The sequence below is a fragment of the Rubinisphaera italica genome (assembly GCF_007859715.1).
GTDB classification, from domain to species: Bacteria; Planctomycetota; Planctomycetia; order Planctomycetales; family Planctomycetaceae; genus Rubinisphaera; species Rubinisphaera italica.
On the sequence record NZ_SJPG01000001.1, the window covers coordinates 6,030,027 to 6,049,686 of the forward strand.

The 19,660-nt window shown below is 47.2% G+C and carries 15 protein-coding genes; 9 read left to right on the plus strand and 6 right to left on the minus strand.

Going from position 1 to position 19,660, the window contains the following annotated elements; genetic code table 11:
* Nucleotides 1-479: 479 nt before the first annotated feature.
* The 3 genes from Pan54_RS23055 to Pan54_RS23065 all read right to left on the minus strand — a co-directional run bounded on the left by Pan54_RS23055 (nt 480) and on the right by Pan54_RS23065 (nt 3,023).
* A complete protein-coding gene (locus Pan54_RS23055; RefSeq protein ID WP_146505790.1) occupies nt 480-836 on the minus strand; it encodes a hypothetical protein in 357 nt (118 codons plus the stop codon).
* Between the two features lie 386 nt (nt 837-1,222).
* On the minus strand, nt 1,223-1,477 hold the full coding sequence (locus Pan54_RS23060) for a hypothetical protein (RefSeq protein ID WP_146505791.1): 255 nt from the start codon (nt 1,475-1,477) through the stop codon (nt 1,223-1,225).
* Nucleotides 1,478-1,838: 361 nt separating this feature from the next.
* A complete protein-coding gene (locus tag Pan54_RS23065; protein ID WP_146505792.1) occupies nt 1,839-3,023 on the minus strand; it encodes a hypothetical protein in 1,185 nt (394 codons plus the stop codon).
* Nucleotides 3,024-3,353: 330 nt separating this feature from the next.
* Between Pan54_RS23065 and Pan54_RS23070 the strand changes: the two genes are divergently transcribed.
* The 3 genes from Pan54_RS23070 to Pan54_RS23080 all read left to right on the plus strand — a co-directional run bounded on the left by Pan54_RS23070 (nt 3,354) and on the right by Pan54_RS23080 (nt 5,724).
* A complete protein-coding gene (locus Pan54_RS23070; protein WP_146505793.1) occupies nt 3,354-3,869 on the plus strand; it encodes a hypothetical protein in 516 nt (171 codons plus the stop codon).
* Between the two features lie 233 nt (nt 3,870-4,102).
* Entirely contained in the window at nt 4,103-4,573 is a 471-nt protein-coding gene (locus Pan54_RS23075; protein WP_146505794.1) for a hypothetical protein, read from the plus strand.
* Nucleotides 4,574-4,632: 59 nt separating this feature from the next.
* Nucleotides 4,633-5,724, plus strand: a complete 1,092-nt coding sequence (locus Pan54_RS23080; RefSeq protein WP_146505795.1) for a hypothetical protein — start codon at nt 4,633-4,635, stop codon at nt 5,722-5,724.
* A 566-nt stretch (nt 5,725-6,290) separates the two neighbouring features.
* Here Pan54_RS23080 and Pan54_RS26880 read toward each other — a convergent pair.
* Nucleotides 6,291-6,467 (minus strand): transposase, encoded by a 177-nt coding sequence (locus Pan54_RS26880; protein ID WP_146506544.1) that lies wholly within the window; start codon nt 6,465-6,467, stop codon nt 6,291-6,293.
* Between the two features lie 370 nt (nt 6,468-6,837).
* Between Pan54_RS26880 and Pan54_RS23090 the strand changes: the two genes are divergently transcribed.
* The 4 genes from Pan54_RS23090 to Pan54_RS23105 all read left to right on the plus strand — a co-directional run bounded on the left by Pan54_RS23090 (nt 6,838) and on the right by Pan54_RS23105 (nt 14,579).
* Entirely contained in the window at nt 6,838-8,532 is a 1,695-nt protein-coding gene (locus Pan54_RS23090) for a GntP family permease (protein ID WP_242631410.1), read from the plus strand.
* A 222-nt stretch (nt 8,533-8,754) separates the two neighbouring features.
* Nucleotides 8,755-10,428, plus strand: coding sequence for a DUF2339 domain-containing protein (locus Pan54_RS23095; protein ID WP_146505796.1), 1,674 nt, complete (start codon nt 8,755-8,757; stop codon nt 10,426-10,428).
* Nucleotides 10,429-10,674: 246 nt separating this feature from the next.
* The gene (locus Pan54_RS23100) at nt 10,675-14,259 is read left to right on the plus strand and encodes a mechanosensitive ion channel domain-containing protein (protein WP_165441935.1); all 3,585 of its coding nucleotides are present in this window, start codon (nt 10,675-10,677) and stop codon (nt 14,257-14,259) included.
* A 131-nt stretch (nt 14,260-14,390) separates the two neighbouring features.
* Entirely contained in the window at nt 14,391-14,579 is a 189-nt protein-coding gene (locus Pan54_RS23105) for a hypothetical protein (RefSeq protein WP_146505798.1), read from the plus strand.
* 323 nt (nt 14,580-14,902) lie between these two features.
* Here Pan54_RS23105 and Pan54_RS23110 read toward each other — a convergent pair whose 3' ends face one another.
* Nucleotides 14,903-16,573, minus strand: a complete 1,671-nt coding sequence (locus tag Pan54_RS23110) for a sulfatase family protein (protein WP_146505799.1) — start codon at nt 16,571-16,573, stop codon at nt 14,903-14,905.
* Between the two features lie 220 nt (nt 16,574-16,793).
* Between Pan54_RS23110 and Pan54_RS23115 the strand changes: the two genes are divergently transcribed.
* Nucleotides 16,794-18,473 (plus strand): serine/threonine protein kinase, encoded by a 1,680-nt coding sequence (locus tag Pan54_RS23115; RefSeq protein WP_146505800.1) that lies wholly within the window; start codon nt 16,794-16,796, stop codon nt 18,471-18,473.
* A complete protein-coding gene (locus tag Pan54_RS23120; RefSeq protein ID WP_146505801.1) occupies nt 18,470-19,009 on the plus strand; it encodes an adenine phosphoribosyltransferase in 540 nt (179 codons plus the stop codon). Before Pan54_RS23115 ends, Pan54_RS23120 begins: the two co-directional genes overlap by 4 nt.
* An 84-nt stretch (nt 19,010-19,093) precedes the next feature.
* Here Pan54_RS23120 and Pan54_RS23125 read toward each other — a convergent pair whose 3' ends face one another.
* On the minus strand, nt 19,094-19,645 hold the full coding sequence (locus tag Pan54_RS23125; RefSeq protein WP_146505802.1) for a DUF456 domain-containing protein: 552 nt from the start codon (nt 19,643-19,645) through the stop codon (nt 19,094-19,096).
* Nucleotides 19,646-19,660 lie beyond the last annotated feature (15 nt).

Genomic DNA, 19,660 nt, shown 5'->3' on the forward strand with positions numbered 1-19,660 from the left:
AGTGCCGGCCTGATCTCGCCGCCGGTCGCATTCTCACCAAAGCTGCGAAGCTACGAACAGAAACGTCATACAAGGCCGGTTCGGTTAACCCGATTCGTCGGATTCTGAGGCTTCTTAATCGGACACTGAGAAATGGAAAAACAGCATCCGGTTGTCACCGGCAATAACGATGTCATCGGAATCGCACGCGTAATGGCCTTTGGTCGTTAGTTCTATTTTATACGCAGCACGAACGGCTACCAGACGCTCGATTGTTTCGAGTATTGGGTTCAGCAGTTGCGAGTGGCAATCAGGGTGCGAAAGGGAGAAGTTATGTCGCGATCTGGCATCTCACATTGCGTTGCGTATGTTCCAATAACGGGTCAGACCAGGTCAGAAGTCAACGACATTGGTCGCGCACCAAAGGATGTCATCGGAAATGACAAGTGTGCCACGATAGTATTCCACAATAATTCGATTGCCACCCAATTCAGAATTCACTAGCGATGGGTTGTCGGCAATTTGGCGGCGCAGTCTATCCAGAAACCGCTGACCTTTTCGTCAACTATATAGTCATTGAGTTGGAGAATGGGTTTGAGTTCGTACTTGAGGAGCGATGACGCTAAGTGTCGCGTGCCAAGTTTGTCAATAATGTCAAAAATGTAACTCTTTGGTATTTGGTAGCGCGTGGAATCGCCACCAACCTTAACCGAGCAATTCATGTCTTCTTTAGAAACAGGGTCGAAGGTCGCTGATTTGTCATCAATCGCAAAGGTGAGTGAGCCATCATGACCGAAAGAAATTTCGCCGCCAAGTTTTTCAGCGAAGAGTCGAGCACGTTTCTTGAAGTTTTGCATGCGGCATGTCAATGAATGGTCAAACGACATTACGTCATAGCAATGGCGGTGCCGGCTTGAACGTACAAAATTAATCAGACGGCTTCCCCGGCGTCGCCATCTGCGCCTTGTTAGGCTTCTTTTTTTGAACTATTCTGGATGGGAATCAACAGGTCTAATCCATATACGATACAATCTTCTAGCGGCAATTCCCTCGTGCTTAATGAGTCGGAATACAGTTCATGCCAGAATATTTGGGATTTATCTTCCGTGCCGTGTGTGATCTCTAGAACTACTCCTCTCGGAGAGCTTACACTCTCTTTTGGGCGCCCACTATTCTTGGGGAAGTCCAATCAGCCTCAATTTCCCAACTCCTCCATTCTCAGCCAATACTACCTGGTTCATATTCAGTTTGAGAACATGTTGATATCTTCGTAAGGATGGACTTCAATATCAATTGTCTTACTTCCGATGATCGATTGAACATTTTCCTTGAGCTGTTTTTCACTCTTCATTTCTGAAGGCTCTGCGTAAAGCTTAATGCATTTTCCACCACTTCTGCTCAAGCCAACCCCCTCGCCTTTAACACTTGGCAACTCTTCAATTTGCTTACGGAATTTTTCAAGAATACCAAGCAATTTCTGTGTTTCTTTGTCATACATTTTACCCATCTCCTGATTGTAATAACCGCCCATTTATTAGGATTAAACTCAGTATTCACTCTTTATCATATGCAGAAGAAAACTGCAGCACAGATCAATACCATAATTACATCATTCTTAATGTAATCAAGAAAAACCGCGAAAGAATATTCTCTCGCGGTTCGCTGATGGACTTCTGGAGATCGTCTGATTCCAAATCAGATGATTTGATCCGATTTCATGAAATTGAAATATTACAGAAATGATTATCGTGAATTCAGGACATTGGATTACTGCGGTTTGCAGTTTACTGTAGCGGCTTTTTGTGGGTTTGAAGCCTATTTTCCAGGCGACCACCCGCTACACTCTCGCGGAAACGGCTCTAGTACTCACCCAGAAAACGATCAATATTCAGTTCACTCATGACCGTGCCAATGGGATTCGCCAAAGTGACTTGACCATTCCCTGCGAATAACAAGGCAACGGGACGTTTTGAAGAGGCCGCCACGATTAATGAGCCCGAGTCTCCTGCGGCACTGAAAGTGGAATTCGGATTGGCTGGTCGAATCAGAAGTTGATTGCTGAAACCAAGAGTTCCCAAGTAGGGATTACTGACAGGGATGCTGACAATATCATGAATGATTCCCAGGGTTCCACCAGTGGTCCGACCATTCTTGCCAACCAGCATTCCCAGTTGCGGGGCAATCGGTCGGGGATCAAGTGTGTATGTGACAAATTCAGGCTTAACATATCTGCTCGCAGTAAATGCCACGGCAGCATCGACCAGATTTCCTGAAGACCTCAACTCAACAAAATCTTCAAGGATGGCAATGCCATCCTGCTCCGGTGCTCTTCCTCCATCCAGAAGACCTTGCTGGATAATTCGATCAACTCTTTTTCTTCCGCTGTTGGAATCTGCCAGCACGTGATTATTAGACAGGATACACAAATTCCCATTCGAGCGTACCAGAACTCCACCTAATGTCCCTGCGTCCCGAATTCCACGTCTCATGCAGGCATCATAATTCCCAATGGAAATTCCACAGGGGACAGGACGCGAGTGTCGGGTTCGGAAAGGATTTCCCTGGAGAGTTCGAATTTCTTCAATACTCTCGACTTCGACAGATTTCCCCCGAACATTACCTTCGATACCGAGCATGTCTGTGGATATAGAGGACTGTTGAAAGGAATCAACAAAGACTTTTAAAGTTAACTCACTATTAAGGAAATTAGATTTTGTTGCTAATCCAATACCAGTCCCTACGACTGATGTCTGATCCGTTTCCACCAAACTACTTGATTCACCAAAGGCACGAAATGCTGAGGCTCCCCCTAATTGGGACTGCAATTCTTCCAAAGCTTCAATGAAGTCATCTGAAATTCCAAATGAATCTGGAGACACAATGGATTCAACTGAAAAACCTCCTTTTAAGCCATGGGAGTTCGTTGTTGATTGAGTGGTAAAATCAGTATTCAATTGATTGACATTTTCAGAATATCCATCGGAGAAATTCTCTGATAATTCCTTAACTGATTCGCTCTTCTTTTTGGATGTTGGTTTAGCCATCTGATGATTCCTGTTGAAATTCCAAACACTTGTAAACTGGACATTAGGGCATTATTTTAACTCTCTGTTCACTACTATTCAATGTTGAAGCATGAAAATGCTGTTAAAATGGAAACACTTGGTAAAGTAATGCTCATTGAAATTGGTATTCCAAATGCCTTCTGATTTATGAAGATCCCAAAAAAGGTTATTAAATTTCTTGAATACCCCAGAATATCCATTACTTGCATAATTCCTAAATGTATAGTAATTATGTGTGAAGCGGATTCCGTCTCATAATTCGCTCAGACAGTAATTCTCAATTGCAGGCAATCAGGAAAAGGATAAAAAATGAAGTCTTTCAAGTTCGCTCTGATCTTACTGGGTGTTGTCGCAGTTACTGCTTCTGTGTTTGTGCAGTCTGCTCAAGCCCAGCGATATCGCTGCTACGGGGCAACTTCCACATTGGTCGCCCCTTCTCAATTTGGCACGTTTTCGACATTTGGAACAGGTTTACCAGTCGTAGGAGCGGTTTACGAACCTTATGTGGTTACAAACAGCTTATTCAGCAATTCGGTTGCCGGCTCATTCGGAACTTTTTCAGCGAATTCCTCCCTGGAACGAGCATTTGCCAATCAGCTTGCTAGCAAAATTATCGCTCAAGCTGAATTTAACGAAGTATCCGATGGTGCGTTTGATGGTGGCGGTGGAGCCGACAAAAAAGACGAATCTGATTGCGAAAAAGAGAAGATGAAAAGTGATATCGAGACTCTTCAAGCTGATGTCAAAGGCATTGACGAAAAGCTGGACAAACTGATTGCCGCTTTAGTCAAAAAAGGAACAATTAAAGAAGCTGATCTTAAGTAAGCACTTTTTGTCATCAGATTAGACAATAAAAACGGCACATCCGCATATTCGGATTGTGCCGTTTTTTTTGATCACACTGGTTATTTATCCAGTGAACAAAACGAATCATTAAAATCCTGTTCATCATATTATCACATGGGGACCATCCAATTAAAAAGACCGATTCCTGATGAATAATAGTTAGTCCATGCAGGACTGCGTTATTCAGTACAATAAACCATAAGGAATCGGATATGTTCCCCAGAATCACAATACTACTTGTCTTCGGTGGAGTATTACTGTGCTTAACCGAAACTCATTGCTTCGCACAGGAGTCATGTACTGACTGCTATCAGAAGCCTGCCTGCCCTCCTCCCTGCTGCCCACGACGACGTTGTGGACTGGCAGCACCACCACGCGTTCCAATCGTTACAAGTGTTCCTGCAGCATTGGTTGCTCAGCAGGCAATTGCTGTCCGTCCACGTGCAATCATTGGTACAACTTCAATTTTAGGTGATCAGGGAATTACCAATAATGCACTGTTCGAGAAATTGATGATTGCTCAGTTGAAATCTCAACTCGAAGAAAAAGCAAACAATCAAAGTCAATCGGCTGATTGTGATGAAGATATTTCGGAGGAAGAGTCTGAAAAAATTACTGAACTGAAAAAGCAGGTTGAAGACCTTAAGCACAAATTGAGTCAACTCGAAGAACTACTTAAATAAACAACTTCTTACACTGTTAACAATTATTCATGATGAGTGAGTATTAAAAGGATTTATCAATGTTTCAGTTCAAAATAGCAGGAATTCTGGCAGCTGCCAGCCTTGTGACAGCGAATGTCACCAATACAACCATGGCCCAGCAACCGTGCGCGTCCGGTTATTGTGCAGACTCAAATTGTGGATGCGTCCAGACGCCTCCTCCACCTGTTTATCCTCAGATGGCCCAACAGGGTGTCTTTGCCAATGGACAACCTTCTGGTGATGTCGCCGGCGAATCCGGTTCAATAGGTGTTCGAGGATTCTCGCTTCGCTTTCCAGAGTTGAAGCTCGAACTTCCGACTTTACAGTTGCCCAGTTTCTTCCGTTTTCGACGAGATGCTGAAGTCTTTGTAGACAGTTCACGAGCTCCCTATGTCGCTGGTCAACCTGCGACATTCGGCCAGATCAATCCTGGTGGTCAACTGGTCAACGTCAATGGAACTTACATGACGACTTCAAATGCTGCCCTGCTCCAGCAACAGGGAATGTACGGTACCATGAATTCATTCAATACTCAGGGACAGACAGATTTTAATGTCGAACGAACACTGCTCGATCAGTTGGAGCAGGAGCGTCAGGAAAAAGAAGAAATGCGTAAAAAACTGGAGCAGTTGGAACGTTGTGTTCAAGATGCTCTCATGGGGCAAACACAACAACCTCATCAAAGTTACCTCCAGCCAACTCAAAATGTGAGATATGAATCCGAAGAGGACATTCTCCAGAGAGAAATCGCTAAACTGCAAATGCAAATTGAAATGAAGCAGGCTGCACGAAAACCTGCTATCGAAAGTCAATACCACCAGAAATGCCAGGAAGTGACGGAACTCAATGAACGCTTAAAAGCCATGGAAACTATGTGTGCCCAACTGGCTAGAGAACAGGAAACCAAATTGTTTCTGGAGCGACGAGCTCGATTAATGAATCAGTTTGATCAACAACAATCTGCCCCTCAAACACTGCCTGTTAACAATGTGAAGCACATCAACTTTGTAGAAAAAGCTCCCATTCCCCACAACGAGCAGTCTGAGATACAGGAAAAGAAAACGAGTCAACTCGACTCATCCTTCAATGACTTTACTTCAAGGTCATTTGACAAAAAGCTTGATTGGTAGAGAGAATTTCGTTTAAAAATTACGAATATCCTCAACATCCAAGGAATTGCAGGATGGCTATTCATCACAGAATAGCCATCCTTTTTCATTAACAGGAACTACCTATGCCCGGTGCAAAACACCCCCAAGCTTTAAGGGGAGTTTCTTTATTGGCCCGGGCTTCTACAATCAGTTTGATCCACGGTCCCTTATGGTGACTGTATTATCATGGAAGGTTCGACCGCAGGGTCGCCAGACCGCCTTTGCGGCTTCTCTTTGCTCATGCCTTGCCAGATTGTCAGCCAGCCTGGTTCGCCATCTCCTGTGCGCAGCAGATGACCGCCCAGCAGTGGCTCATGTCAAACGACATTTGATGGTAGAGAGAGTACTGCGTCAGTAACGGCACAGTTCGTGGAGACTTGAATCATTGAGTCTGCTGTACTGCTCTTTAGCTGATGACTTCCCTGGCCGACAGAATCCTTCGAGGGAATGGGGACATCCTCTTGTGGCTGCGCCACTCAGAGAACTCTGCGAGATTCTCTGAGCGACCCGGTAGCGAAATTGTTTACGAAAAAGGCAATCGGGAGTTAGCGGGCTTCGACTCCAGCCACACGTTGCTCAGGAAGATCGGCCCGGGGAATCCCCGTTTTGTGGACAAATAAAACGACATTCACAAGAAGTCGGTTGTCTTGAGCAGTTCGTTCAGGATCGGAGTCCTTGCCGGATAATAATTCTTTGATCGCGTTCCACTGACGATCTTCAATTCATGTCTTGTGATCATTGGCTCTCCTCCTTGAGTCGCCTCAATGCTCGCCCAAATCAAGCAAATTCACAATACGGAATGACCATACTGCCTGGTGCATCTTCAAAAATGAACCGCAGCTTATGACAGTAGCAAACACAGTTATCTATTGTCATTTAATGCTCATGCGACTGCAGAGACCATAAGAAAATGGTCTGGAACCTTTCCTTGCAAATGGTTTGATGCTGCGTCAGAATGCGACTGGACGTTTCAATCCACTCATGCTGATGTGTGTGTACAAGTTGTTAAAACGGACCTTGATTTTAACGATGCTTGTAAATATTCATCATTCATAATTCTTCGCCTGCTGATCGACCAACTGGGAAAATAAAATGCTGAGTTTAACTGCCACGTTGTGTATTGTGGGTGTGGGTTTAGTCATTGTTGTGGGAGGGATTCTTGGGTTCCGGCTCCATGCATTTCTGGCGCTCGTACTGGCAGCGATTGTCGTATCGCTGCTAACTCCCAATTCGACGGTCGAGTGGTATCGGTTGGGTAAGTTGCAAATTCCCGTTTTGAATCAGCAGGAAGGGACAGCCACTCTCGATCTCAAAGCTTCGCCGTCTCATCAGATCGGACAGCAGTTTTTACTGGCAAAGCAGGTGGAAGCGACTGGAAGCGTGGAAACCGTTGCCACAGCGACTCTCGCACGTTTCGATGACAAAGAGCACGCCATCGTCGACATCATGCCGGTTGAAGGATCAACAGGTGTGGATTGGGATAAATCCATTGTTGTCACGCCTCAGGCTCGTGAGGATGCGACGGCTTTTGCAAACCAGACCGTTGGTAATCTCGTTGCGGGTGGTTTTGGTGCGACCTGCACGGGTATCGGAATTCTGATCGCACTGGCTGCCATCATTGGGAAATGCCTGCTCGACAGTGGAGCCGCGGAGAAGATTGTCCGCTGGATGCTTAGTATTGTTGGCGAGAAAAATGCACCTCTCTCCTTTATCTTCAGTGGCTTTGCTCTTTCGACGCCGGTGTTTTTCGACACCGTTTTTTACCTGATGATTCCGATCGGTAAGGCGATGCGATTGCGGACTGGCAAGAACTATCTGCTTTATATCCTGACGATCGTTACGGGGGGCACAATGGCTCACTCACTCGTTCCGCCAACTCCTGGCCCGTTGTTTGTCGCTGAAGAGTTGGGTGTTGATGTCGGCGTCATGATTCTGGCAGGTGGTCTGGTGGGACTGAGTTGTGCAATGGTCGGATTTTTGTATTCGATTGTTCTATGCCGATTTGTCGATATCCCTCTCAGGGAAAGTCCAGACATGTCGCTCGAAGAACTACAAAATATCGCCGATCGAGAAGACAGCGACTTGCCATCGATCTGGATGTCGCTGATGCCAATCATACTGCCGGTCTTGTTGATCACAGGCGCAACAGTCATGAATACTGTTCTCAAAGGTGTTGACCAGGCGGACATTTCACCCGTTATTCATTGGGTGGATCAATTCTTCGTCCTGTTCGGTAATAAGAACATTGCTATGGCAATTTCGGCAACACTGGCCATTATCATGCTGGTTCGTCAGAAAAAATCGGATGTTTCGGACCTGGCAAATTCTCTGCAGGCGGCTCTGGCCAGCGGAGGAGTGATTATTTTGATTACCGCAGCCGGGGGAGCTTTCGGGAAATCGCTTCAACAAACCGGGATAGCGAATCTGTTTGGCGATGTCGCCGGGGCATCCACGACGATGATTCTGGTCATCGCCTTTGTTGTCACTGCATTAGTCCGGTTGGCTCAGGGATCTGCGACGGTTTCAATGATTACCGGTGTCGGTGTGATGGCTAGTTTTGCGGCTGGGGTTGAACTTGGATTTCATCCGGTTTATCTGGCACTGGCAATTGGCTGTGGCAGCAAAATGTTCCTGTGGATGAACGATTCCGGCTTCTGGGTCATCGGAAAAATGAGCGGGATGACCGAGTGGGAAACGCTCAAATATGTCACACCGATGACCTCGGTGATGGGAGTTTTTGGACTTTTAGTTACGATTCTGGCTGCGAATGCGATGCCACTGGTTTAAGAGAGTTCATGTACTACCGCCACGCCCATGACTTCGTTCTGGGACGTGCCACCCAGGAGTGAACAGAAAATCGGTCGGGGAAGTGTTGTAATCGTCAGGATTAAATCAACCGACGTAATTCTCTCTCGTGCAGAGCAGTCGGAATTTGATAGACTCGCAGATCGAACGTAGCGTTAAGAGTACGTTCCCATTGAGTCCATCAGATCGGTCAGTCATCATCCCATGAATCATTCAGAGATCACATCGACAGACAATCCCAATCCTGAAACCCTTCAGGATGATTCTGTTGGTGTTGTCGAGCCGAAAGAATCCATTGAGGAAACGTCGGAGTCTCACGTTCCCGATGCCTCGATGCTGGAAGATCGCTTTCCGGAATGGGCGCAAATGTCCCGTTCGGCTGCCATCTGGACGACAATTGTCGGCTTCATTTATGCGGTGCTCAATTATCATAAGCTCTGGTACACCGACTTATGGGGACATCTGGCATATGGCCGGGTGATCGTGGAATCGAAATCGATTCCTGCGACCGAACCTTTACTCCCGCTGTGTGAAGGGATGCCCTTTTTCGATACGGCCTGGTTGTCTCAAGTGCTCGGTTATTTGATGTACGAGCAGTTTGGTGTGACTTCGTTACGCTTTCTGTATGCGTTGGCACTTACGATATGCGTGGTGGCATTGCTGATTCGTTTTCGTCAGAAGACCGATTCCTATGGATTGAGTCTGATCGGTTTGGCCGTTTTCGGATTTGTTGCCTGGAAAACGCTCACGATCATCAGGCCTCAAATTGCTGGTTTTACCTGTTTTGTTTTGGTCTGGACGCTCGTGTCTTGTCACAAGTGGACGAAGTGGCAATGGGGACTTGTTCCGGCAATCTTTCTACTCTGGGCGAATTTGCATGGATCGTTTCCGGTTGGATTGGGTCTGATCGGTTTGCTCTGGATTGGCAAAACAGCTGATCAATACCTCCGCACCAAACGTATCGCGGCCTGGGCTTCTTTACGATACTTCGTGATGCTGGAATTGTGTCTGCTAGCCGTGCTGATCAATCCTTATGGAATAGGTATCTTCTCGATCATACATTCCATTTCAGGGAACCTGAATCTGTCCACTCTGGTTGAGTGGGAGCCGTTGACACTTCGGATGGCTCATGGACAGGCGATGGTCATTGTAGGTATTTTGTTGATAATTTTGTACAGCTACACACCTCGGCGAGTTTCGATCGCTGAGTTTCTGCTACTGATTGTTTTCGCGATCGCTGGCATGTGGTCTGTGCGGATGGTGGTCTGGTGGACACCGATTGCAGCCTTGTCTGTTGTTGTCCATGGACATGCAATACTGAACCGATTTTCGAAATTGAAATCAGAGACTCAGAATGAGCCGCATCGTTCCGGCTTAAATACCGTGGTCGCTGTGGGGATGTCCTGGATCTTTTTTGCCTACACGCCATTTGGAGCAACCTTGCTGCATGGTTACCCGCAGGAACCAGAGAAAGCTCTCGATTTTTATCGTTCGAATCTGTCGAGTCTGACACCAGTGCTGCTGGCTAATTATCTGAACGAACATGAACCGGACGGTTTGATTTTCAATGCGTACGAATGGGGCGATTATCTGCTGTGGACTGGTCCTGAGGACCGACAACTCTTTCTGAATTCGCATGCTCATCTGGTGCCGCGAGATGTCTGGCTGGACTATTTCGTGATTGCCCGAGCAAACCAGGGCTGGGAAGATAAAATCGACCGTTACGGAGCGAATACCGTCGTCATCGACAAGCGTTATCATTCCCGACTATTGGAGGCATTGAAGCAGGATTCCAAGTGGAAACTGGATTATGAAGATGAATTGGGAGCAATCTTTTTCCGCAGAAACCCAATTGTCACAGGTCTCATAATCAAGTAATGACAGAGAGTGAGGAATTTGCTTATACTCGTGTTAGATTCCTCAGGTCGCCACTCTTCCCTCAGCTGGAATCCGAGAGTGGCGTGGCTCTGCCAGTGCATTGTAACTTAAGTACTTGCATTAACGAATGCCAGTGGCATACGACTTAAAGAGTCAATTGGAATAGAATACTGACTTGATATATTAAAGCATTTTTTCAAGATCACCCGCCTGCAAAGGCACAAAGTTTTAACGACACGGATGTCCATGAAACCTTTCATTTCGCTGCCCGTACGTATTGATGCCCGCCTGCTGTCAATTTTGACAATCTATTTGAGTTGCCTGGCTTCAACTGTATCGGCTCAAGATGCGTCTCCCCTGTTTCCGCTCCCACTGCCGGCTCAGTCCACCCCGGCCCCCAATTCGACGCCCGTTCCGACTTCAACCCCTGTTCCGACTTCAACTCCTGTTCCAGAAGTAGAACCTGTTCCAGAGGCAGAACCTGCCGAAACGGCATTGACTTCTCTTCCAACGGTCGAGGAACTGCAAGCCAAGCTCAAAATGGTGGAGAGTGACGAAACTCTCGAGCCGGCGTTGAAAGATCAGTTGCTGCAGACGTACCGCATCGCCATTGAATCCCGTCAAAAAATCGATACCTACAAGAAACGAGTGATTGAAAATCGGGAAGCGATACCGAAGGTTCCCGAAAAAGCAGCCGCGGATCAGGCTGAATATAAAGATTTGCCAGAGCAGTATCCGCTAACTGTGAACAAGTCCTCGGAGCTAACGGATATCGATCAGGCTCTAACCAGTGCTGAAGCGGAATTGCGGGACTGGGAAGCCAAGAAAGCTCAAGCGGATCAGGCACAAACTCAACGGGGTACGGATCGTAAAAAGTTTCTGGAATTACAGGTGACTCAGCCCGACCGGATAAAAGATCTCCAGGCAAAACTCACCTCGCCGCCACCTGCAGGTCAATCGCCCCGACTCACACAGGCATTGTCAGATCTCTATAACATTCAACTGCAGATGTTGAATGAAGAAACGGCAGCCGTGAAAGAGGAATTAACCCTCTACGACGCGGAAAAAGCTGTCCGCAGGCTGGCGACAAAGTTTGAACTGTGGACTAAAAAAGTCGATTTGCAACGTAAAAAAGTGGAACTGTTGCAACAACTGAAAACGGAAAAAAAGCTCAAAGAGAATATGGATGCTCTCAAAGAATTGAAAGCGGAGAGTAACACGACTCTACCAGTACTCCAGCCATATATTGACGAAATCGAAGCCTATACAACTCGGATTAACGAACTGGTCGATCTCAATGAAGAGGCTCAGGTCCGAAATGCAGAGGTGAAATTACTGCTTGAGGAAGTGAGCGGAAACGAGCAGACAACACAAGAACAGGAAAATACTGAAGCGGGGAAAAGTGAAGGTTTTGCACTTTCCTTACTTCGTCAATTATACGAGCTCCCTAATATTGAAGAACAGCGAGCCGAGATTCAGGCTCGAAAATCGGTGATGAGTGAAACAACATTTGAGCAGATCAACTTGAGATCCAAGCAGAAAAAGCTGATCGATATCGACGCTGCCGTTAACGAGAAGATGGAAGAGATCAAGAAGAAGGTTGACGATTCGGAGCTAGGCATCTTTGAGCAATCTGTGAAAGCCAAACTTCGAGAGATCATATTTCGAAAAAAAGAGACGCTGGATAATCTGGAGTCCACCTATTCGGACCTCTTGGGCAATTTGACAGTTCTGGATGCGAATCAGCGGTCTCTGGTGGAGACTGTCGACGAATATCGGAACTATATCCGTAAACGAATCTTCTGGACCCGCAGTGACAAAGCGTTGGGGTTATACGATCTCGCCTCTTTATTTCAACGGAGCAGCTATCCAGTGACCAGAGAAGATCTGGTGACGGTTCCGAAAAATTATCTGCAGGATATGCAGAAAAATAAGTTAATTCACGGCTTAGGTTTCGCAATATTCATACTGCTGATTCTGTTACGTGTGCAAGCCGTGCGGGAACTTTCTGTCCTGGCAGACATCGCCCGTAAGAACAGTGCCTCGCAAATCTGGCCGACACTTCGTGCGATATTGCTCACCGCTGTCATCGCTGCTCCCATTCCGATGTTGCTGTGGTTTGCCGGTTGGCGTTTGAGCGAAGTCGACACCAATAACAATTTCAGTAATGCTCTCGCAGAAACGTTGAAACGCATCGGTTTGATTTTTGGGATGATTGAGTTCTTTCGCCAGGTTTGCCGAAAGAACGGTCTGGTCGACGCCCACTTCAATGGTCCGAATGTGATGTCGGCCCGAATTCGCCACAAGATGTATGAAATGATTGTGATCCTTCTGCCCATCTTTTTTGTGGTCACATTCCTGAATGAACTGACAACCGACCTGGACCGACTTCCATTAGAGAGAATTTTCTTCGCCGTCGGAATGATCCTGACTGGGCTCTTTGCGCATCGACTGCTCAACCCGAGTGGTTCATTGATGCGAGAAGTTTTCCTGTTGAAAAACTCGACTCCAATCTCAAAAACCCGCTGGATCTGGTATCCGCTGGCAACGGCATTCCCGATCATTTTGGCTGGAATGGCTTGGGTTGGCTATTACTATACCGCCAGTCAACTCGGGTGGAGAATGGCGCAGACGACCATTCACATCTGTGTGATTCTACTCATTTGGGGAATTGCATTACGCTGGTATCGCATGTTCCAACGTTGGTTCCACATTTATGTCCTTCGAGAACGAATGCGAATGGGTACTGAAGAATCGCAGTCTCAAACGCTTGAAGGCCAGCGCGTCAAACTGGAGCAGGAATCGCGGCTTATCGAAGATGACCGCAAAAAGCAAACATTGCGTCTGATCAATTTCTTAATTCTGATTCCGTTTGTCGTCGGACTGTGGAACATCTGGAGTGATGTTTTGCCGGCAGTTGCCTATCTGGACGAAATCCAACTCTGGACGACTTTGGTGAAGAAGGAAGTAATCCTGGCCGATGGATCTGCTTCGATGCAAACGGAATCCGAAGCGATTACTCCGGTGAATCTCTTCATCGCAATTATTGCTTCCATGCTCACTTTTGGACTCTCCCGCAACCTGCCAGGGATGATCGATTTCGTGGTCCTGCAACGGGTCGGCTTCGATGCCTCGTTACGATATGCATTCACAAGCGTTATTGGCTACATTGCAACTTTCGTGGGGGCAACATACGCCTTCGGAATGCTCGGATTTCGCTGGGAACAAATTCAGTGGCTGGCAGCCGCTTTGACGTTTGGACTGAGTTTTGGTCTCCAGGAAATATTTGCGAACTTTATTTCCGGATTGATCATTCTGTTTGAACGCCCGATTCGAATTGGAGATATCGTCACCATTGAGGGAGTGACGGGAATTGTGACCAGGATTCGGATTCGTGCTTCTACAATTACCGATTGGGATCGTAAAGAATATCTGGTTCCGAACAAGGAACTTGTCACAGGCCGTCTGCTCAACTGGACATTAAGCGATACGTTGAACCGTGTCACGCTTCCGGTTGGCGTTGCTTATGGTTCCGATACTGATCGGGTACGTGAACTACTATTTGAAATTGCTAAAGAGAATGAACATATCCTGAATGATCCGGCAACGCTCGTAACCTTTGAAGGATTTGGGGACAGCACGCTGAACTTTGTCATGCGAGTCTATCTGGGGGCTATGGATAAACGCCTCGATACAATTCACTGGCTGCATTCCACTATTCATCGCCGTTTCATGCAGGAAGGCATCGAAATCGCATTCCCGCAACGCGATCTGCATATTCGCTCGGTGCCAGCTGGCTGGAACGGCTCACCTGCCAACCCATCGACTTGATATTTCGTAGTTTATTAGAGGGAAATCACTGCACTTAACGATATTTTATTGTTATCGGCTGATATCTATTTGGCGAACAGCAGATTGTACACCATAGTTCATAGTTCGACTTTCTCTTTTGGAGTTTAGCCGTGTTAAATCAATGGTCACAATCTGATGTCATTCAAATTGAAACGCCGCGGCCGGAGCAAATTTACAAAGGCCTCGACGCACTTTGCACAGCCATGAACATGGAGGCGACTCTACTGGCGGACATTGAAGAACAACTTGGCTACACCCCGCAGTGGGACAACCTGATAGAAGACTATGGATTATTCTAAACCGCGTTCCAAATGAAAACCGGCGAAGTTCAACGATTTTTAAGAACACTGGTTAACACCAGATGAACACCGGAAAATAATCAAACGCGGGTGGCGGGGGCGCTCTCGCAGAGAAGCCCCCGAATGATTAAACGTCCGGGGGCTTCCGCTGAAGCGGAGCGCCCCCGCCACCCCGGAGTTTCTGTTCAAGATGTTACAGGAAATCCTGTTCCAAATACTAGTAGGATCCAGATGTCCATAATTGATAAGCAAATCAAAAATTGTGCCAGGTGAACGTGCCACTCTAACTGATTCGATTTGACAGACAATTCCTCATGGATGCTCTATTGATTTGGTGACCAAACAACGGTGCCGCTCGGCTTCCATCCCAGGCGAATCGCTTGAGATTCAATCGGCTTGTTTCCAGAAAACTCAACCGGGCCCGAATACAATTGCCAGTTCTTCTCGCCTTTCTTGCGATAAGCAATCGATGCCCCTTGTGTCGAACAATCGATCTGCATTTTCCCATCATCCCGTGAGATAACTGGCTCGGCTGTTGTTGGTTGTTTCCCGTCGGGCGGCCAGAGGTCTTTAATCAATTGCGTCTCTGGTCGATCTCCCAGATCGCCATGAACCTCAACAAACTGCTCGTGCACTTTGCGGAACTTTTGGATCAATTCTGAATACTGGGATTCCTCAGCCAGATTGTGAATTTCATAGGGATCGGTTTGAGTATCGTAAAACTCCTCGGCTGGTTTGCTCTGCATCGTGAATTGCCACTGGTCCGGCCCCAGTTTACCGGCATCTTTCAAACGGTGGATCTCCTGCATAATCCCTGCCTGATCCCGGTAAGGGAGAAAACCAATGTAGGGCAAATCAGTCCGATAGTTCCGCACATATTTGTAACGATGATCCCTGACCGCTCGAATGCGTTCTGGAGAGGGATCCATTCGATCGCGAAATGCGAAAATGTAGTCTCGCTTTTTATTGGCTTCATTTCCGAGAAATGGAATGCCTTCCATATATTCAGGAATGGGGAGTTGAGTGAGTGAGAGCGTGGTCGGAGCAAAATCGACAAAACTGACCAGATCATCGCAGGTTGTGCCTGCCAGTTGGCCATCGGGAAAGCGTACCAGGAATGGAACATGGATTCCCGAGTCATAAACCCAGCGTTTGGCTCGCGGCAATCCATCCCCATGATCGCTGAAGAAAAAAACGATTGTGTTCTGATCGAGTCCATCCTGTTTCAATTGATCGAGTACTTTGCCGACCTGTCCATCGAGCGTAATGATATTATCGTATTGACGAGCCAGGTCTCTGCGAACAATTGGTGTATCGGGATAATAAGGCGGCAGAGTCACATCTTCAGGATTCACAACAGAAGGTGATGACTGCTTGAAGGTTTTACTCTCGTGCGTGATTGTGAAGTTGAAAACCGAGAAAAAGGGAGTTGTTTCCTCAGGTCGATTTCTCCAGTGAGCTTTCGCATTGGATTCGTCCCAGGCGGTGATGGGTGGTCGGAACTGGTAATCGGTTTTGGAATTGTTCGTGCAATAGTAGCCAGCCGCGCGGAGGTATTCGGTAAAACACTTCGCCTCGGCGGGTGGAGTCGCTTCGTAAACGGGCAAAGCTCTCAGCTCAGGATCGGTAATCAGATGCAGAGCCGAAGTTCGTTTCCAGGTCCGCATCGCCATCGCACCTGTTGAGGTCGGATACATCCCCATAATCAGCGTGTGCCGATTCGGAGCACAAACCCCATAGGTTCCGAAACAGTGCGTATAACGAACCGATTCACTGGCCAGTTGATTGAGACGTGGAGTAGAAACGGTCTCATCTCCATAACAGGCCAATCGGGGGCTCATGTCCTCACAGGTAATCCACAAAATATTAGGGCGTTCATTCTCAGAGGCCTGCAGAACTTGAATTCTGGAACACGCGAGTGATGTCAGAATCAGAAAGATAAAGCAGAAAGAGTTTGAACGTTTCTTGATTGATTGATCGCAGGAAAAGAACATGTTCACTCCGCAATGAGATAGATTGAATTCAGATGAAATTTGAAGAGGATCTGCACTTCGAATGAGAGTGAAATCGCAAGAGAAAGTTAAAATCGACACCAGTAACAATGGTAACTTGATCACTATAAATATTCGACTCTGTATAACCGATTGAATTCATCAGCGGTATTAGCCAAACTGCAGCCATTCCTCTCATTCTCCTTTCATAGGCAGGTGTTCTGTGATTCCTGACAAAATCGGTTCTTATTTGATTGAAAAAAAAATTGGTTCCGGAGGGATGGGAACCGTTTATCTCGGCAAGCATGTTGAGACAGGGCAACTGGCTGCGGTCAAAGTTCTGCCGGCTTCGCTGGCACGTGAGGAAGGCTTCGTCATGCGATTTACTCGCGAAGTCGATGCTATGAAGGCTTTGAAAAATAAGTATGTCGTTCAAGTCTACGAGAATGGCATCGATAACGACGAAACCTATTACTACGCGATGGAATATGTGGAGGGGACGACACTCAGCAAATATATTCGTAATCATGGACGAATTGCCTGGCAGGATGTCATCGCTTATTCGGTGCAAATCTGCCAGGCTCTCAAAGCGGCTCACGATGCCGGGATTGTGCATCGGGATTTGAAACCCTCGAACCTGATTCTCACGGATGATAATCAAATTAAACTGCTCGACTTTGGAGTCGCTCAGGTGTTTGCCTCTTCGAAGTTAACAAAAACAGGAGGCATCATTGGCACGGCTGAGTACATGTCTCCTGAGCAGGCAAAAGGACAACGGGCAACCAAGAAAAGCGATATCTATTCGCTGGGTGCGGTGATGTATGCCATGCTGACCGCTCGCCCGCCTTTCAGTGGGCAAACGTCAATGGAAGTGATTCAGAAGCATCGATTCGGACAGTTCGACCGGCCTCGTACATATGTTCCCGAAATTCCGCACTGGCTCGATGACGTTGTTTGTCAGTGTCTCGAAAAAGATCCCGACAAACGTTATCCCGATGCTTATGTGCTTTCCCTGCGACTTAAGGAGATCCTGAAGAAAGTCGAAGTTTCTTCATCATTGGAAGATACCCATGCCACCGGTACGTTTGACGGGACGGCTGAAACGATTGTTGCTGAATCCTCAGATCCGAATGCCATCGGCGGCACATTCATGCGCGATATGCTGCGGGCAGAAATCGAGAATGCCAATTCTGGTTCCCCGTTCGCCAGGTATTTTGACAATGTCTGGATTCTCGCCTTATTGCTGATCGCATTGCTGGCAGGGGGAATCTTCTGGTTTACCGAACGACCTCTGTCAGAGGAAGAAAAATATGAGAAAGGAATTGCTCTGTTTCAACAAGGACCTCTCTACTGGCCCCGAGCCAAGGACGAGTATCTTCAGCCTTTACTCGAAGAGAATCCCGAACGCTGGGAAGAAAAAGTCGAACCGATCCTGGCTGAGATTATTGTGCAGGAACTTAAACAGGAATTCGGTTTGACACGTCTGAGCCGAAAACGTGTGCTGGCGATGTCCGATGCCCATCGGTTTCTCAAAATGGCAAGCGAATATTTTCAACTCGGCGATCGGACCAGGGCCGAGGCGATTCTGCAGAATCTCTATAACTTACTCGCTAACAACACAGACCAGCGGGAATTACGCAGGGCAATTGGAGAAATTCTCAAAGAGATCAAAACCATCAGCCCAGATAATAAATCGGATGCGAATTCCGTGTCGCTTGCACAAGAAGCATTGCAGCAAGCCAGAACTCTCTTGATGGAAAGTGAACCTGAACAGGCTCAGTCGATTTTACGAAGTTTGATCGTGCTGTATGATGGCGACTCGATGTCACAAAAATATGTCGACGAAGCTCGTCAGCTATTGAATGCAAAAGTAATTAATACACTCGAAAGCCCGACACCATGAATCAAGAATTCGAACTGAAATCCGTTATCCGTTCCGTACCAGACTTCCCCAAACCGGGAATCATGTTTCGAGATATCACACCACTGCTAGCGAATCACGAAGCGTTTCGGGAAACGATCCGTCGTTTTACCGAGCATTTCAAAGATTCAAAGATCACCAAAATCATGGCCGCAGAAGCCCGCGGATTTATCTTCGCTGCTCCTTTAGCGCTAGAACTGAATGCTTCCTTCATTCCAGTTCGCAAGCCGAACAAGCTCCCGTTTGATACTCAAGCATTCCATTACGAACTCGAATATGGAACCGATACGCTCGAAATGCATATCGATGCCGTAGAAGAAGGAGATCGCGTCCTCCTGATTGACGATCTGCTCGCAACCGGTGGTACGATTCAAGCCTGTGCAAAACTTGCTGAGCAAGCCGGAGCAGTGGTCGCAGGTTGCGGCTTCCTGATTGAACTCGACTTCCTGAACGGTCGCCGTCATCTGGAAGGATATGATATCTGCAGCCTGATTAACTATGGCGATGAAAATCCGTAAGTGATTTTCAAATTCCTCCGCTTCAAATTTGTGTTCCCAAGGTCCTCCTTGGGGATGCAAGTTTACTCCAGCGATAAATATGTCTCACATTTTCGTTGCAAAATCAAAAAACGAATCCATCGTGACGAGTAACAGCATGATGACACCGATTACAAGTTTACCAGCAGTTCCCAGTAAACGCCCCATCATTGCTCCCTGTCCAATCGCGTAACGTTCGGCTGATGTTCGCCCTGTGCCGTGCTCGCCGACCCAGGCTCCCGCAAAGGAGCCAATTGCTCCGCCAACCAAAGCTCCAATTAATGGGCCGATAATTGGAATCGGCATCGAAACGATCGCTCCTGTCATACTGCCGATAATCGCGCCCAGAATTGCGAGAACAATTCCGCGTCGACTTCCCCCCTGCTTAGCCGCCCCATGGGCTCCGGCGAAAAATTCGACAATTTCCCCAAGGATTGCTAATACGAGCACGACGATGGCCACCGTCCAACTGATCCGTGGCTCCATATCTGCCGGCAGAAAGAAGACATAAATTCCAGTGAACAACACCAGCAACCAGTTTCCGGGAAGCGTCAATAACGTCGACAGCCAGGCGGTCATGTTGAAGATTAAAAGTAACGTTGCCCAGACGTAGACCATCTGCGAATCCTGTTG